General features: G+C 34.4%; 16 protein-coding genes. 3 read left to right on the forward strand and 13 right to left on the reverse strand.

All coding sequences use genetic code 11. The annotated features are described in order from the left end of the window. The 3 genes from A9G09_RS12810 to A9G09_RS00485 all read left to right on the forward strand — a co-directional run. Positions 1-282, forward strand: a 282-nt coding sequence (locus A9G09_RS12810; RefSeq protein WP_176700928.1) for a hypothetical protein, incomplete at its 5' end; no start/stop codon positions are given. Between the two features lie 215 nt (positions 283-497). After that, entirely contained in the window at positions 498-1,976 is a 1,479-nt protein-coding gene (locus tag A9G09_RS00480; RefSeq protein ID WP_065632965.1) for a sialate O-acetylesterase, read from the forward strand. A 79-nt stretch (positions 1,977-2,055) separates the two neighbouring features. Further along, positions 2,056-2,892, forward strand: a complete 837-nt coding sequence (locus tag A9G09_RS00485; protein ID WP_065632966.1) for a hypothetical protein — start codon at positions 2,056-2,058, stop codon at positions 2,890-2,892. Between the two features lie 583 nt (positions 2,893-3,475). On the opposite strand, the gene A9G09_RS00490 is transcribed toward A9G09_RS00485, so the two are convergent. The 13 genes from A9G09_RS00490 to A9G09_RS00550 all read right to left on the reverse strand — a co-directional run bounded on the left by A9G09_RS00490 (position 3,476) and on the right by A9G09_RS00550 (position 17,317). Then, a complete protein-coding gene (locus A9G09_RS00490) occupies positions 3,476-4,117 on the reverse strand; it encodes a cysteine hydrolase (protein ID WP_065632967.1) in 642 nt (213 codons plus the stop codon). Positions 4,118-4,766: 649 nt separating this feature from the next. After that, the gene (locus A9G09_RS00495; protein WP_065632968.1) at positions 4,767-5,042 is read right to left on the reverse strand and encodes a PAAR domain-containing protein; all 276 of its coding nucleotides are present in this window, start codon (positions 5,040-5,042) and stop codon (positions 4,767-4,769) included. Between the two features lie 16 nt (positions 5,043-5,058). Further along, positions 5,059-5,928, reverse strand: coding sequence for a hypothetical protein (locus tag A9G09_RS00500; RefSeq protein ID WP_065632969.1), 870 nt, complete (start codon positions 5,926-5,928; stop codon positions 5,059-5,061). After that, entirely contained in the window at positions 5,928-6,713 is a 786-nt protein-coding gene (locus A9G09_RS00505; RefSeq protein ID WP_065632970.1) for a hypothetical protein, read from the reverse strand. Before A9G09_RS00505 ends, A9G09_RS00500 begins: the two co-directional genes overlap by 1 nt. 3 nt (positions 6,714-6,716) lie before the next feature. Next, on the reverse strand, positions 6,717-7,064 hold the full coding sequence (locus A9G09_RS00510; protein ID WP_065632971.1) for a hypothetical protein: 348 nt from the start codon (positions 7,062-7,064) through the stop codon (positions 6,717-6,719). Between the two features lie 90 nt (positions 7,065-7,154). Then, entirely contained in the window at positions 7,155-7,589 is a 435-nt protein-coding gene (gene tssE, locus A9G09_RS00515; RefSeq protein WP_065632972.1) for a type VI secretion system baseplate subunit TssE, read from the reverse strand. Beyond that, a complete protein-coding gene (tssJ, locus tag A9G09_RS00520) occupies positions 7,586-8,104 on the reverse strand; it encodes a type VI secretion system lipoprotein TssJ (RefSeq protein ID WP_176700929.1) in 519 nt (172 codons plus the stop codon). The genes tssE and tssJ overlap by 4 nt, the downstream gene beginning before the upstream one ends. Before the next feature lie 16 nt (positions 8,105-8,120). Next, the gene (gene tssG, locus A9G09_RS00525; RefSeq protein ID WP_065632974.1) at positions 8,121-9,161 is read right to left on the reverse strand and encodes a type VI secretion system baseplate subunit TssG; all 1,041 of its coding nucleotides are present in this window, start codon (positions 9,159-9,161) and stop codon (positions 8,121-8,123) included. Next, complete coding sequence (gene tssF / locus A9G09_RS00530; RefSeq protein WP_065632975.1) at positions 9,125-10,888, reverse strand: type VI secretion system baseplate subunit TssF; 1,764 nt, start codon at positions 10,886-10,888, stop codon at positions 9,125-9,127. Before tssF ends, tssG begins: the two co-directional genes overlap by 37 nt. A gap of 54 nt (positions 10,889-10,942) precedes the next feature. Next, entirely contained in the window at positions 10,943-12,553 is a 1,611-nt protein-coding gene (gene tssA / locus A9G09_RS00535; protein ID WP_065632976.1) for a type VI secretion system protein TssA, read from the reverse strand. A 28-nt stretch (positions 12,554-12,581) separates the two neighbouring features. Further along, positions 12,582-15,911, reverse strand: a complete 3,330-nt coding sequence (locus tag A9G09_RS00540; RefSeq protein WP_065632977.1) for an ImcF-related family protein — start codon at positions 15,909-15,911, stop codon at positions 12,582-12,584. Beyond that, positions 15,904-17,046 carry a hypothetical protein gene (locus A9G09_RS00545; RefSeq protein WP_065632978.1) on the reverse strand — a complete coding sequence of 381 codons (1,143 nt, stop codon included), beginning with the start codon at positions 17,044-17,046 and terminating at the stop codon, positions 15,904-15,906. The genes A9G09_RS00540 and A9G09_RS00545 overlap by 8 nt, the downstream gene beginning before the upstream one ends. Positions 17,047-17,050: 4 nt before the next feature. After that, positions 17,051-17,317: a PAAR domain-containing protein gene (locus A9G09_RS00550; RefSeq protein ID WP_065632979.1), complete on the reverse strand. Its 267-nt coding sequence runs from the start codon at positions 17,315-17,317 to the stop codon at positions 17,051-17,053. Between the last annotated feature and the right edge of the window lie 53 nt (positions 17,318-17,370).

The following is a 17,370-nucleotide window of genomic DNA, read 5'->3' on the forward strand; positions in this document are numbered from 1 at the left end:
GATCGAACAAACACTTTTCCGCAAAATTTTTATGATGTAAAAGAGGATGGTTATTATATTTGTAATAGAAATGGTGATTATGTTTTAAAAATTGACAAAGACGGTAACTTTCAATTTCTTAATAAAGAACCTTCAGCATTTACTAATACCCAAAATAATGGTTTTTCGATTATTGATAGGTTAGGTAATGTTGTTTTTAGAATTGATGAAAAAGGATACACAGAGTTCAAGATTACTCGTCAATTTGCTAAAAAGCTAAAAGAGTTCTTCAATCAACTATAGAAATAGGGTATTAACACTAATTTTTTAAAATATTTAAATAACTAAAATCGTTTAGCAATAATTTTGGATTGATTAATTTAAATGACTAAAACAATGCAGATTTGATAAAGATAAAAATAAAAAAGTCTTGTTATGATTTGAATCTAACAACCTTTATCTAAATTTATAACTGTATTTTGTTTTTTAATATATGTAACAAAGGATGAATTGCAATTATGGTAAATTTAAACGATTCATTGAATGATTTTTCGGATCCTGAAAAGTCAATACCAGAAAATTTACATGATTCTAACAATGATGGTCATCATGCTCTGAAAATTGATAAACAAGCCAATGCTCAATTTATCGATAAAGAAAATTTTTCATTCAATAATACTCAAAAAAATGGTTTTACTATTGCTGATGAGCAAGGCAATGTCTCTTTTGAAATTGATGAAGCGGGTAATTCAGAATTTAATATTAATAATCAGTTCGCATCTAAATTAAAAGCATTAATTTATCCACCTGATTTAGGGCTTGCTGATATTAATCATATTATTGCTTATGGTCAATCATTAGCTGAAGGAACAAAATCATATCCACTCCTTTCTGGGCAACCATTTTCTCCATACGCTAAAATGTTTAATCATGGCATTCGCACTCGTTTTGCTGGCGGTAAGCCATATCAAACATTGGTAGACCACATTGAAAGGCAAGACCCTCCTGATAGTTTTGAGTCCCCTTCTGCTGGTACAGCAGAGATGTTTATTCGTGAAATTGAACTTCATAATTTTAAAAATAAATTGATTCTTTCTTCCAATTGTGCTCATGTAAGTCAATCAATATTGAATTTGTCTAAAGGCAACTCCGACTATCAAAACATTATTAATGATGTCCAAAATGGTAAACGAATCGCAACTGAACAAGGTAAATCTTACCGATTACTTGCAATCACCTTTACTCAAGGTGAATCTGATTATAATTGTGGTATCAACTGGTATAAAGCTGCTCTTAGAAAATTGCGAGCTGATTTAATTGAGGACATTGAAAAAATCACGGGCGATGACTATTCTGATTTACCTTTTATTACTTATCAAATATCTTCTTCTTTTAGTGCTGATAATGTTGTTCCAGATTGTCCTGATGTTGCTTTAGCACAATTAGAGTTAGCACTTGAACAAGATAGTGGATTTTATCTAGCTACACCAATATATCAGTTACATTATCAAGATAAATGGCATATAGATGGACCAAGTTCTAAATTATTAGGTACCTATTACGGTTATGTTTTGAGTAAAGTTATATCGGGTGAGAATTGGCAACCATTACATCCAATTTCTCACACTATTAACGGTAAATTTTTAAACCTGAAATTTAATAAATCTGGTTTAACATTTGATAAACCTCAATATTTTAAAAATAAAAATTTAACTATCCCAAATAGAGGGTTTTCAATAAAAAATTCAGTGGGCAAAGAAATTATAACTAAAGTTGAACGACTTAATGATGATAATAATTGCGATACGCTTCGTATAGAGTGTAAAGAGAGCCCAAAAAATCTAATAATTACTTATGGTTTTTTCAATATAGAGAACCGGAATGCTGGTGAGTTGCATGATAATAATAACATTGTCTATCGTATAGGTAATGAAGATTACCATTTATATAACTGGTGCGTTATTTTTAATTATTATTTAAGAGATCAACAAAGTTAAGTCATTGCGAGAAAATACTAGAATTAAAATAGTGACTTGATCGAGTCTACTAATACACAAAAATTAGCGGAGATTTTTTATGTCAGGTGTAGCAATTAAAGTCCCAAATGTCAATTGGAGTAAAAATAATTTAGGTACTGTTGATTATGGCAGTGATAAAAACGATAATCCACTGACTACAGTAAGTGATAAAGCCTATGTAATTTATGAAGATTACATGGATAAATCACAGAGACGAGACAATCAGTACTTATTATTACTCATTGATGATTTAATAAAAGCAGGATTAGATCAAAAATGTAAAGCATTATTTTATCTTGCATCAAAATATCAAAACATCAATCATATTAAGTATAGCTTGATAGGGCATGATAACTTAGACTCTAATTCTGCTCCAATAATATCAGTTAATGGTATTGAAGTTAATGGCAATGTTAGTCTATTTGATCACACCCAGTATGATTTAGGCAATACTGATTCGAATCTATGCCTTGTTTTTATAATGTCTAAAGCTTCAACAGGTGGTTTTGATTGGGGCGGCGAACAATATAAAAACCATGTACATTCATTCGTCTCTGCTGGAGAAGCTAAGTGGCAAACAGGCGTTATATTTAGATGGGGAGGAGAAGATGCCATTAAAAAAATAGCAGATCAGCAAGAAAGTGATGGTGTTTATGTTATTCATATTAATAAAAAATCATTAGTATATAAACATAAAAATGTGACTATTAATAAACAACTATCAGCACAATCAATGGCTAAGTTTTGTCCACGTTTAATGGCTTACAGTACAATTAATGATTCTCCATCACAGGGTATTATGAAGTTATATGCTACATTTAGCCGAGAAGATTTAACTGCCGCCGATATCAATAAAATTCATGAAATTTTCACAAAATATGAACATTTACTTTAAACTATAAGTTTGTACTTACATTCAAAGTCCATACTTTGGTATGGGCTTTTCCTTTCTATAAGTTCACTATTTATTCTAATTATTAGAAAGATTATTTTTATCGTTATCCAAGCGCTTCCACTTCACAATTTTCTACTCCTCACAAATAGACTAACATTATAATTATTATTAATAATCATTATGTTATTCTTTTCATAATCTATTCACACAAATTTAGTGTTTAGCTTTTTGCTATATTACTAAGATTTCACTTGTTTTACACATTTTAAATAAAAAGTTTTCAATTCCTCTTAATCTCTTTTATATTAAAATCTATATTTTTTGGTATCTTATTAATTTTTTAATCTTATCAAAACAATTAACTCACAATCATTGAGATATTTTTAGATAAGAGCAAAAAGTACCTACTAATGATTCGTTATATTTCAATTTAAAAAGATTGCTATTGATTGCTTTAATACTGTTAGTTGATATTTAGCTTAAATTTGATGAGTATGATATAGCTATCCCAATGTTGGGACAGCCTAACTTATTTTTTATATTAAATTGAATCTATTGAAAATATTGATATTGTTTTAACAAGTTATCGATCATCGTACAATCGTTCAAATTCTTTAGTCGTTATCGATTCGCCGTAATGAGGAACTGTGTATTTCAACATGTGTTCTTGCTGAATTTTATCGAATGTACCTGTAGCATCACTAATGATGACTGGAAAATAGCCTTTGTCTTGAGCTTCACGAAAGGTCGATTCTACACAAACATTGGTCGCGTATCCTACTAAATAAAGTGTTTCAATACTATTGTTTCTAAGGTAAATGTCTAAATTAGAACCAGCAAAGCCACTTGATCCGGTTCTACCCATTACAATAAATTCTTCATTTTTTGGTGTTAATGTTTCATAAAATTGCGAATTAAAACTATCGACAGGAAATGTACCAAAGTGACTAATTGCATGCCTTAGGCCTGTTTTTCCATTGGCTAACTCTGGATAACCTTTTTGAAATCTCAAACCACAATGGATAATTGGCATGTGAATTTGCCTTGCATAAAATAAGCTTGATTCAATATTTTTGATTGATTCTTCAAATAGATCTTTATCTTTAAAGCTTTGGTATAAATGCCCAGAAGGATGAAGCCATTCATTTTGGCATTCGATAAGAATTAATGCAGATTTTTTAATATCTTCTGTTTTTGATTTTAACATAGGCACATTTGTATCCATAAAATATCCTTATAAAATATGTTGTTATGTTTAATTTAAACACCTCATCATTACTGATATTTGGTGTTTGTTTTTATATAGGTATGCTATTTTACTGATATAAACATTTTTTGCAATTTATTTACAATAATTGTAGCTAAATTACAATATGGGTGATTTTGTATGGTATTTGATTATCAATTTTTAAAAACATTAATTAGTGGTGTGTGAAGGTATCTTAGATAACAGGAATACCAACACGGTAAATTCCTTATAGGGAAGGCAAAGGTTTTGTTAAAAGTCTTACTAAAGGAGAAGCACAAAAATAGATGGGATAACTATTTCAACATTAAAAAAAGCTTTTCATTAAATAGGTTACAGATGAAGGATCTATTTTAGAAACAATCAAATTAAAAGTAGTCAAAAGTATCGAAATGGTAAAATTCACATTAAAAAAGTTAAGAAAACAGAGCGTATTAATTAAAGTATCTACACTTTTTGATATAACAAAATCAGCTCATCATATTGGCTAAAATATACGGTGGTTTTCACTTTATGACCCTGTTTTTTAGGTGCTTTAGCAATAAATAGTGATCTCACCCAGTTGAAAAACATCAAAAAATACTATCATCAAACCACCAAGCAAAATGATTATGCTAGATATTTTGTACTATAATAGACTCATATTACCACTCCCAACAGTTGGTAATGTTGAAATAAGCGTACAACCACATGCACATTTACATCCGTCAACAGCAACAGGAGTATTAAACATTAGCCATGTAGCATTGCCTTCAATGATTGGATTTATACCATGGCCTGGTTTAGGGCATGAGACTTTATCTCCAACTAAAGCAACAGGCTTACCGGCAAAATCGGCTCCGGAAGCACTAATCACGTTGCCACCATGAGTGTGTCGATCACCCAATCTAATGATCCCTCTCATTAATCTTTCCCCCTTATTATTTTTCAGCACCTATTTCACAACGAATCCTATCCCATCCTTGATAAGGCTCAACTTTGATATTTTTGGAAGCTTCAACACGTTCGATATAAGCAGGATCATGATAAATTTCCCAGTACATCCCACCTAATTTGACAGATTCATCCTGAATTGGGTGACGTAAAATTTGATATTCTTGTTTTAGATCAGAATGTGGATTAAAAAAAACGGTTTCCCCAAATATCACATCGCCATTTTTTAAAATAAAATAACCTGTATTACCAGATATTGTGATTTTATGGTTATATGCAGAAGAGTCTTTTGGGTGAATATCCTCAAAATTTACCGTTAAAGGTTTATCATCTATTCCAATAAAGCGTTCTATCTCATCACCGGATACTGCTGAGTAGCTTGGCACAGTACCTTTAATAAACGTTTTACCGCCATCGAGTGAATACATGACTGCGGTTAAATCTTGCGTGGGAACTGCAATATATGCATGCCCAGGATTATAATATTCAAACTTTGGTAACTTATCTTTGGTGTAAAAAGTTTCATCAATGCGAGTGTGGATATTATTTTTATCATCGTGATACCAGATTAATCCTTCACAGTTTTCCCCTTGAAGCTCTAAATAACGCTCTGCATCATAGCGATACACCACCTGTCTTTTATCGCTTATATAGTAAAAGATGCCTTTATCAGGTCCCATCGCATATACTTCAGGATAAATAAGTTCATACCCGGGACGAGGTTTAGGTTGTGGTACGGTTAATCCTATGACTTCACTTTTTTCAGGTAACATTGAGCCAACCATTACAATCAAGCCCCATAAACAGAGAGGGATAATAATAAAAAAGATTAATAAGAATTTACTTAATCGTGACATTATTGTACTCCTTTATTCATTAACCCTATCGATTGACGTAACTTAGCTTGCAAGTTTATTAATGGCGCATAGCGATTATAAATTATTTCGTACTGCTTTTTATTAATATCACACTGCCAATGATACCAGCCTTTATAATCACTGGGCATCTTTGGCATCTCGGTTATATCACCTTGCCACCGTTCACCATTATATTGTTCACCGTCTTTCCAATATTCGACGTCTTTAGATGAAAGCACATCAACTTGAATATGGGAGCCAAATGGTTTTGGAGAGCGATAAATTCCGTTGGTGGTATCCATAAATAATTGATTTCCAACAACAACGGTTCCTTTAATCTGTTCTCGTCCGGGACGAGGAATATTAGAAAAACCATGAACATCGATTGATTTAAAAGTTCTCCCTCCATCTTGGGAATAACGAACTGTTGCGTAATCAGTACGAGGAATTAGAATATAATCCCCAACAGCATGTGCAAACGGTTCTGTTAATACCTCAGCCGAATGGATAGCCAACTCGTTATAAACCTGTTTTTGCTCATCGATATAATAAAGTTTGCCTTCGCAATCAGAGCCGGTTAACTGCAAATAGCGATAGGCATCAAATCGGAATACTACTTGCGTTGGTGAAATTTGTCTTTTTTTATCTTCGCCTGGTAAGGGAATGATCGCACAAAATACCAGTAAAAAGGCGAAATAACAGACAGCTGTCCATATTCGCCAACGCTTAACAAGCCCAAGTATAGTGAATGAAGTTGTAATCAATAGATAGATAATTGCTAACATAGTTTACTCCGTTGTTAAATCAGGCTCAGGTAAATAAAACTGTACTTTTGGGTAAGTACTTAGTAATTCATATTTGTCTTTTAAAAGTTCCTGAGTTTGCGCTTGTATTCCTGCGTCAGTAGAACAAGAAGAAATATATTTATTAACGACAGTTTTTGGCATATGTTTTTCTGGATAACCCATTGATTCCTTTATTTCTTTAGGAAGCACTCCTTTTGTCATATACTCGATTGCTTCCTTATCAGTATTAGCAGGGTCACGCCAATCGGCATAATGTCGCCAGTTTTGTAATAGTGTTAAATTAGTGGGACAAATTCCTTTAACTAGACCAATCGTCAAATCGTATGCCATAACATGCTTTGGGCCAATTTATTTTGATTGCTAAACGATTTCATAAATTTTATGTGAAAATAACTAACTTAAAATTTATTATTTATTGGGTCAATTTTTGTTAACAGTGACACCATTACGGGTATATTTTAAACGTGCTTTACCATCGGGCATAAAATAAGTTCCATATTTGACAAGTCCACCTTCTTTCAAATGGCAGGTTAGTTCATAAGCAAGGACCATAGTATCATGGTTTTTATCGTCGATATGGATATCAATAGAAGATAACCTAGGTTCATACTTTAATAGTGTTTGTTCTATTGCTCTCATCAAAATATAAGCTGATGAGGGTAGGGCTTGAAAGATGGTTGACATATCAGGTAAGCCATAATCGGGCATATGTTTTACTGCACCAGCCCGACTATTTAAGATACGTTCAATATTATCCATGACACTAATAATGGTTTGCTCATTTTCCGCTACATCGTCAATGGGGATGCCTGATTGAAAATAGCCATAAAGAATATCGTATAATGAAGCACTCATTTACTTTCATCCACTAGTTTTATAGTATATTGGCTTGCAATAATTTGTCGTGGTTTAGTGATATTTAAATCACTACGGGTTAATACCATTCGCCAACTATTTTCCTTTAAATTAGGGTCTTTATAAAGTGCGGCAATTCCCACAACCTCAGCTTTTTTATTAAAAGGAACATCAACAGAAACTGATGTATTAGGTTTTAAAATCAATTCTTTACTCTCAATTAATGATTCCTTTAATGCATCACTATCTTGGTTAACCAGATCCTGATAAGGAGCGGAATTGAATGTTTTGTCATCTTTTAATTGATAAATACGGATAACAACAGGTGAAGAGTGGCTGTCATCATCCATATTTAATTCTGCTCTTGCAATAAAATCCAGATGTATTGTCCTAATATCCCATGAAAAAACAGAATTACTTAAGCCAACTGCACCTTCTGATACGCTTTGGGCAATTCCACAACCCGTTAATCCTATGGTTAATATACTTATTATCAATACACAAATTAATCTCATATTTAATCCTTTTTTATTATGCAGCATAATCTATTCCAGAGTAGTGGCCTATGTTCACAGCAACTTCATCCTCAATCTTTTCATTAGTCGTGTTTTTTATTAATGATGCTGTTTGACCTAGACGACTATTTTTAGGTTTTAATTGACTTCGTGGTAAAAATCGACGTTGAATACAAAGTGTCATTTTGGCATCAACCTGATAACCTAAATAAGCGCGTAATAAAGCCATCAAATCACGATGTAACTGTCCTCCCGGCAGTAAATCAATCACTTGCTGTTCATATTGAGGCGTAATTGCAATATGAACGGTTTGATTACACTCTCTAAAACGAGAACCTAATACCGCCCCTCCGTTTAAACTAACCGGTTGTACTTTATCACCTAATTGTGCTGGGTTATCAATTGACTGCCAAATAGGATAGAATTCACTTACTACTACTTTTGCATCATGTACTAAAACACGTACTAAACCAACAATACCGTCAGCTGTTCGTGTTTTTTGTGTAATTAAACCTAATAATGCCAAAAAACGTGATGCTGGTGTACCAATTTGTTCGACCGTGCCTTTGATCCCCAGTCCTGTCAATCCAAGCAAACATTTTGATAATGGATCTTTTCCTCCACTTAAAAAACTCGCAGGGTAATGATATTTTAACCAAATACGATAAAACTGAGTGATGGTACGATGATTAAACATATCCAGGAAATCAGTCATTACTTGATAGTTTTCTTCACGACGAATGATATTATCAAGTAAGCCCAGCGGTAGTACAGAGTCAACCCCATATAATCCTAAAAATCGTGTTCTTACTGTCGCGGGTCGATTAACATAAGGTGCTCTTTCGATATATTTTAGTTCACTAGCAGGAAAAGACATATCGATCGATGGCGCAAAACGCAAAGGATCGGCTGCGGGTGTTTCGTATTTGCCAAGTATAGGTTCATTTGCATACATTTGCTCAAGTAATTGACAAAAACGATAAAAATTCATTTTTGGCAAAACACTTTCAAGTGTTTGCATTAAAATGCTGTTTTCGATATTTTGCTGTGATTCCATATAATTTTATTTCCTGTTGGTAAAGGAATAATAACTAATTTAGTGAATAAATTTACATCGGCATACAGGGCAAAAAATTGATGTAACAACTCACCAAAAAGCATGACATCGCCTTCACCGGCAAACTGATAACTATTGAGCGTCACCTCTATTTCTATACCTCGCTGTAGCATTCCTTTTTCGATACGCTTAATCATTCGATGAGAGACATTAACAATGCCCTCCAATCGTCGACGATTGAGTTCGTTATCGGTCCAATCATATAAAGCTAGCGTTCCTCGTAACACTTCTGCATTCATCAAGGAGAGATAATTCGGTGCTAAATGCGACAAAACGCGCCAATAAAAGCGATCTTCCGTTGGCGGATAACATGGTAATGTTGGCGAACATAAATTGTGTACACGGCTTATGCTGTTTTGAGCATGACAAAGCTCATCAATACGTGCATTGCGTAATACTTTACGCGGCAACATACCATTTGTACCGGTAATTTGTAATGATAATGTTTCGGTTTCTAACATTTCATCTTTATCCCAGATCTTACCGCCCAAAATTAACCAAGTTTCATGTAATCCTGATGCACCTTTGCGAACGCGTGTATGATAATATCTTTCAGGTGCATCATGCCTTAACATTCCTCCTCGATGTTTGAAGCTGGTAAAAGGCACATAGTGATAACGACCATTACGGGTGATGGCTTCCACATGTTCAACAGAATAAACCTCGACATGTCCATCTTGACGAAGTAACGGCCTAAGTAAATACTCGCTCTCCAATTGGTTAACAACGATTGGATCTGCCTCTAAATCAAATAAATTGATGACCGGAACACAATGTAAACGGATATTATCGTGATTAAACGGCATATCGGTTGGCCAATTTTGATTTAAAATGAGCTCAATATCGATATAACGGCAGTGCTCTGGTACGTCATCAATATTGAGTCCATGAAGATCCACAAACATAAACTTTTCACGAAAAGCAAAATATTCCAATAAAAGCTGATAGCCGGCAAAAGCATTATCTGGTTTTAACCATAACCGATCATCATCAGAAAAACCAACTGGGGTTATTTTACCTTGAATTGTTACCCGATTTTCCGGGTTTGTTGAATACCGTAAATGCATGGAAGCAACTTGCTGCGTTAAAGCAAAATGCAATGTTGATGCAATGGGTCCATCAGCATTCAAATAAAGTCGTAATTTAGATAGATCAAGTTGTTCAAAATCTGCTAACTCACCAAAACTTAAACGCAAAGTAATCATACTTCGACCATCATGGTGAAATCCTAAGTTAGCTTGACTAATTTTAATTGGTTGTAATATAACATCTTGGGTTGTTCGATAAGGGCATTTAGTGCCAGCTTGTCCAAGAGGCTCACTTTGTACTTTTAATCCTTCAGGAATGAGCTCTTGGCGCGATAATGTTGCATAATTGGGCGTTAACTCGATAATCGATAATGACGGTATTAAACGTAAATAATGCGGCCAAAGTAGGCTAACTAGGCTTTCAGTGAGTTCAGGCAAATCATCATCAATTTTTTGGCGTAAGCGCCCTGTCAAGAAAGCGAAGCCCTCAAATAAACGCTCTACATAAGGATCGCGATCACCTACTCGATCTAAATTTAGTTCACTTGCCCTGTCAGGATGAATTTTTGCAAATTCTTTTCCTGCTTCACGCAAATAGCGCATTTCTGATTCGTAATAGCGTAGAATTAGATCATCCATTGTTTGTCTCTTTGATTATTATTTATTATTCCTATCCAAATACCATGAATCATATTACATTATACTTAATGCTCTTGCGGGATCGAGTTGCATTAATTCATGATGTAACTGCTCAATTTGAGCAGAAAGATTTGGTTTTATACCATCTTTGAGATGATTTTTTTGTTTCATTAATCGTAGTAAACATCGTTTTACATCAAATAACAATTCCGGTTCCCATTGTAATAACGTGATACCTTGTTGTTGTTCATTAAGTCCAGTTAACAGTTTTAGTGCCACATCTTGTTGACCAAATTGTTCAGCTACACGTGCTTGGGTGTATTGTAGAAAATACCGTTGCTTAGGAGAGCGTAATGACGGTAAATTTTGTAACCATTGAAACGATTTCTCTAAATTTTCTGTGTGCGCGAGCTCTAATGCTTGTTTTTCAATCTCATTCCAATCGTTTTCGCCCGATACCGCAATTTGTACCATACTTTCACCTTCATCTAAATGGTGAATACGGGCATTGTTACTTATCCAACTTAGTGTTTCATCATCGGCAAATGGCATCCCATTTTCAAAACAAAGATGTTCAACACCGTTTAATCGTTCTAGCATCAAACCAATATCAGTCAGATAAATATCAGCCCAAGATTGATAAGGTTCTCCCATTTTTTGTAATGCTATTATGGTTGCACGTTGTAAATCTAACCAAAAGTGATTGGCACTTTCGGTGAATGCAGCCTCGGCGCGTTCAAAAAGATCATACCATTGTTGTTGAATAATTAAACGACTAATATGTTGTTTAAGTTCTGTTCTTGGTGCTGGCAATCGTGTTTTCCCACGATGATCGGCTGGTGGTAAATCATTTATGGTATCCCAACGAATAACTCGTAAAAAACGCCCTGCAGCTAGGTAACCTTCTGGTTTTTCGCGTAAAAAAGAAGCCATTTTTCTAGCTTGCTCGAGTAAGTCTCGTTGGGAGCTGATTTTGACTTCACCTTCGCTACGAATTGGTGTAGATAATGGTGGGGAAGGTGGTGGCTCCTCGGTATTTTCTTCCGTCTTATTTAGGTTGGGCGCTTGCTTGATTCCATTTGTAAAAAAATGAACTAAAGCTGTTAAATCAGGGGCGCTAATTGGGTGATTAAGATCTTCATTTACAAATAACGTATTACAACAGGTATCAATCATGTTTAATGCAACAATAATGCGTGTTAAACATGCTTCTGGTATCGGCTGTAATGGGGTAAGTTCATCAATAAATTTACTACTAGCTAACCATTCTATGGCATTTTTACGAATATTGTGACGGGAAGGGTAAATCGACTCACCAAATTTGTCCAATAATCCTGCTAGTAGTTCAACCCCATCAGCAAATCCTTCTGCACCATCAATATGTAAACGAGCCAAGCAATAATAAGTGGCGACACGAATATCTTTACTATTTTGTTTCAAGATAGTTTCGCTTTCTGTTGCAATCAGCGTGTAATTAATACCTGAAAGTTTAGTTATTTCTTCTTTAATTTCTTGAAAAGAATCAGAATATGTTAAATCTTCACCCGCTGGTTTATCTAAACTAATTGGCTGTAACCAATCAGCCCAATGTTGATTTAATTGTTGTGCTATGGATTCTTTTGGATCTTGCTGTCCAAAAAAACGATTCAATAGTTGACTAAACATAAAAATATTCCATTTTTATAATACATCATTATTCAAATACATTTTGTGGCAATGAAAAATTCCGCAATTTTAACAATGTCAACGGACCACCACCTAATTGGGTGCGTAAAATAAAGCGTAGTTTACGATCATCGGGTGCATTCCAAATCAATTCATAACGACTTGAATCTAATGGTTTCACAGATGCTGATTCAAGTAGACGTATCCATGCCCAGTCACCACTATAGTACTTATATAGACGCATTCCAGATGCATCACTACTCCAACTCAATTGTGAAGAAAGTGAATAGCCATCGCCTGGCCAGTTAAAACGCTGCCATGTTGGAATTTGATTAAAATACTCTAATTTTTGTTTATTAATTACCAATTCAGAACGCGCGATGTTATTTCCACTGCGAGGCATGATATCAAACGACAAAGCAACATCACCACTTGATAATATTTCTGTTGCAATTTGATTAAATAATGTTAAAGCTTCAAGGAATTTCGGTGAAAAATTTAAGCCTTGCGCGTTAGCTGTATTCACAACCCAGCTTCCACCTTTCTTCTCTAATACACCACTTAATTCACTGATAATAAAACGATCAATAATTCCAGTGTCAGGTCGTAAAAAGCGCGCTAATTCAGCTAACGATGCATCATTTTCTCTGTCTTTAAATGGATAACGGCCAGAAAACGATTTTTCCCATTGACTTGCCACATAATTATTCCATAGATCATTAAAGCTTGTGGCAGCAGGCTCTAAAACGACTTGCCATGCTTGTTCTAAAGGCTGTTTAAATAAATTGTAACCAAACCCTGACCACTCCTCACCAAGATTTGCCGCGATTAAGTTACCATAATCGCGTGTTTCTGTTAAATCGACAGAAGTCCCTTTAAAAACGCTTTTTGCTAATTCTTGCATTCTTGCTTGAGGATCAGCGCTGTTTGTAACATTTTGTAACTTGAGGCGAACTTGCGTCACTCTCAGTAAATAAGTTTGCAAAGAAAGTCCATTAGTATTGTCATTTTTTAGTAAGTTGTTCACAGGTAAAAAAGTTGCTGTTAATGGACCTGATGCTTCATTATTTTTAGGTAATCCTGTTTGAGATTTACTCCCCATAAGTTCTTGTGCTGAACGAATCAAACTGTCGGATAATCCATCCCCAGTATATGCGACTTCTGATTGGTATTTCACCACATTCATAAGCGCAATTAATGGTGATTGTCTGGTATCAGCAAGTAAAGTGAGTTGCTCAATCACATCCGATACATTATCGGCTTTATGCCACTCAATTGTATTTAAAAATTGCAACCAAGCGGCACTATACTCACTAAAATAACGTTCAGTAAGTTGTTGTTTTAATGTCTCAGGCGAAATAGATGATGTTGATGCATTTACCCCATCACTTAATACCCAATCGATTTGTTCTTTACGTGACTTAGCAATATTATCAATTTCATCTTTGATGGTATCATCCCAAGCTTTTCGGGTATAGACACCAGGTACATCCATATCATTCGAAAAGAGTAATCGGCTATCTAAACCTTCAAGCAATTGATTTAAGTTTTGATTTGCATAGTGCTGGCTTGCTCGCTGAATCATCTCTTGGTAAAGAGTATTCACCGCATTTTGTACACCAATATTATTAATCAAAATTTGGCGGACGTCTTTAATCAAACGCGGATTGCTAGATAGTGCCCAATCAGGATGCATATTGAGTACTTGTCCCCAAAAACGAACCAAATCCGGCATTAAACGTAACCAATCACCATCATTGACTCCTTGAGGTGCACGCCATATTTTACTAGCAAATTTGCTTAAATAATCTCCATCACTTTTATCTGGATGATTCATCATTAAATAAGCTTTCAATGCATCATATGCGGATTCTACCAGTTTATTTCGTCTAGGATCATTTGGTGGTAATTCAGTCAGTAATGTTAAGTACTGAGCTATATTGTCATAAAATGGTGTTGCAATATTACGTGAATTGGTTGCACGATAGGTAAGCCATAATTTATTTAATAGCGCATCATTATGATTTAAGCCAAATCGATACGATAATGGTGCACCATGTTGTTGTCGAAAAAGTAACTGTTCTAAACGTTGTTGTAGCTGGTATTGAGTTTGCAATTGAACCGTATAGTTTTGAGTTACTGAATTATCGGCTTGTTTAACCAATTCGACGCTATCATTGATTAGTGATGCATTACGGAAAAATGAAGTCAGTAATGCAACACTTGTCATTGTCATTACAGCAATTAAAGCGTAACAAGATAATAACCCCCATTGAATCCCCATTCTTCGTCCAAATTGTAAATTTGCATCATCACTAATTGACTGCCATGTTGGTGTCATTAACAATGAATGTTCAAAAAAAGAGGAATCGTGATTTGAATTATGCTGGTTAGACATAAAAAACAGGCCACGAACGCAAGGAGAGAAACGGAAGGAAGTCAGCAGGGTCAAGTAACGTTTAATATTAGTGATATCACCTTTAACTAAATTTTGGCTAATTTGCAATAAAAAGGCGTGACAAACATTCTTTTTGATTTGTTGTATTCCACGTTTACTACAATCTTTGGCTAATTGATTAAGTGATAAATCAATAGACTCCATTGACTCTTTTTTTACCGTTGAAAAGAAAACGCCAACACTTTGTTCTATGCGCCCAGCTTGTGACCACTCTTCTTTTTGCCTTGCAACTAAATAAAGTGGCGCCGACCAATTTAATATTTTATTTCGTTTATGTAACTGGACTACTGCTTTTTCGAGAGCTAATTGATGTTGCCTTGTATTATCTAAATAATGCTCAGGTAAAGCCCAAATTAAGGCATTAATTGGTTTTCCCCAAAAAGGCACACAACGAGAAAGTTGTTTTTTTAAGGCTTGCAACCAAGGAGTATTGATCTCATCTTGTATATCCCCACCATAAATCATTAACGTCTCATCACATAATTGCCAGCCTTCAGCCGTTAAATTAGGTAATAAAGCTTGAACATCAGAAGCAGAGCCTAATACTAAACATTTGCGAATTTTATAGCGCCAAAAGATGCCGTAGCGATATCGAAATTGTTTTTTAATATCTAAAAATTCGGAAAAAGGAATCGGTTTTTCTGTTTTTTTATGTTCTATGGGATTCAATGATTCGCGCTTTGCTTTATCTTTTGCCCAAATTCTGCGACTATTAGAGATGATTATTGGTGTTAATAATAAGGCTAATAATAAAAGCATTCCTTGTAACCAAATCGCAATTTTTTGTCCCAATGAGTTATAACCAAGGGCATCTCCCCAAATAAAGAGAATAGTAGCAAAAAATAGAGCACCTAATAAAATAATGAAAATAAGTCCTATCCGTTTCCATTTATTATTCATTCATAACTCCTAGATTAACAGCTGTTACAACGGAAAATAACCATTGATTTTGACTCATTGCTGTAATTAAATTATTTTGTTTTGTTTCTGTTACCATCTCACATCCTAGTGCTAATGAAAGCCAATAAGAAAGCTCATTTTGATTACCGACTAAACTTTCAAGTTTATACATTTGCTCTGGTGAAATATTCAAATCAGCTAACTGTTTTGTAATATTGACTTCTTGCTTATTATCCATATTTGCAAACCACAGTTGATTTACTTGACAAATAGCAGGTTGTAATTCAACCATTTGATTGATTGCAACTTGTAAATTATCGGCTGTCATAGGTCTTAAAATTTCTGCTTTTGCAATATCAACAGATAAATTTTTATACTGCTGTTTGTCCATTAATAAAAAGGCACATAAGAAAGCAGAATTTGATGATTTGGTATTATTAATAATAACTAACTGTAATGTTTTTTGATCAATGTCGATCCATTCTACTAATTTTTCTATATCAGCATGAATCCCCATTTTATGTGAAAATGTGTAAGGCTGATCTATTTTTGCTGCGCGACAAGCATTATAAATATCGTCATCGACATAACTGTAAGATTGATCCGATGAATACATCGTAATGTTAATTGGCTCTGTTAACGGAAGTTTAGAAAAAAAAGGGCGCAAAGAAAAAAATAGATCTTCAATGTGTTGATTAACTTCTAATTTTTCATCAAATTTTAACGAGTTATTTATTTGAACAGATAAATTTGACCTATCTACTAATATCTGTTTTGCTGTTATTTGGTTTGGTAAGCTGTAGTAACTATCAAGAACAATTAAAGATTTCATTGCCCATACTTGCCAATTTTGCTGAATAATCTTCTGTTCTTGTTGCCATATTTCATATTCTTCTTGTGCTAGACCGTAAAGATAAAAACGGATACTAAGCGCCACACCGCTAACAATGGTAGGAATAGATATTAGACCAAACCAAAAAGTCCATTGTTTTAGGTAATTATTATTTGGCCACATCAAAGCAAATGTAATACCAGTAATCACCATTAATATAATAAAAAATACTAACCATCTTCCACGATGTAATTTTACCGGTGGATTCAATGTGTCAATCACTTTAGGCTGAGGCCAAGACATGATTTTACTCCATTTCAGCCGTGTTAATTGTGGAAAGAACCTTACAACCACATTCACATGAGCACTGGTTTATCACCACAGCTTTGCCATCTGAAAAAACGGTTTTGGCACCTTCAATTATTTTATTCACTCCATGGTCTTTTTTGGGGCAACTAACAAGATCGCCTATCAACGCAGCTGGTTTGCCTTCAATAGTCATTGTTGATGAAGCCGAAATGACAGAACCTCCATGCGTTGTTGGGTCTCCTAATCGAACAATATTTTCACCCATTTTATATTCCTTTAACCTAATTTCACGATAAGATAACCGAGTTTCTGTATCAT

This window comes from Gilliamella sp. wkB292 (assembly GCF_001690235.1).
In the GTDB taxonomy this organism is placed as follows: Bacteria; Pseudomonadota; Gammaproteobacteria; order Enterobacterales; family Orbaceae; genus Gilliamella; species Gilliamella apicola_F.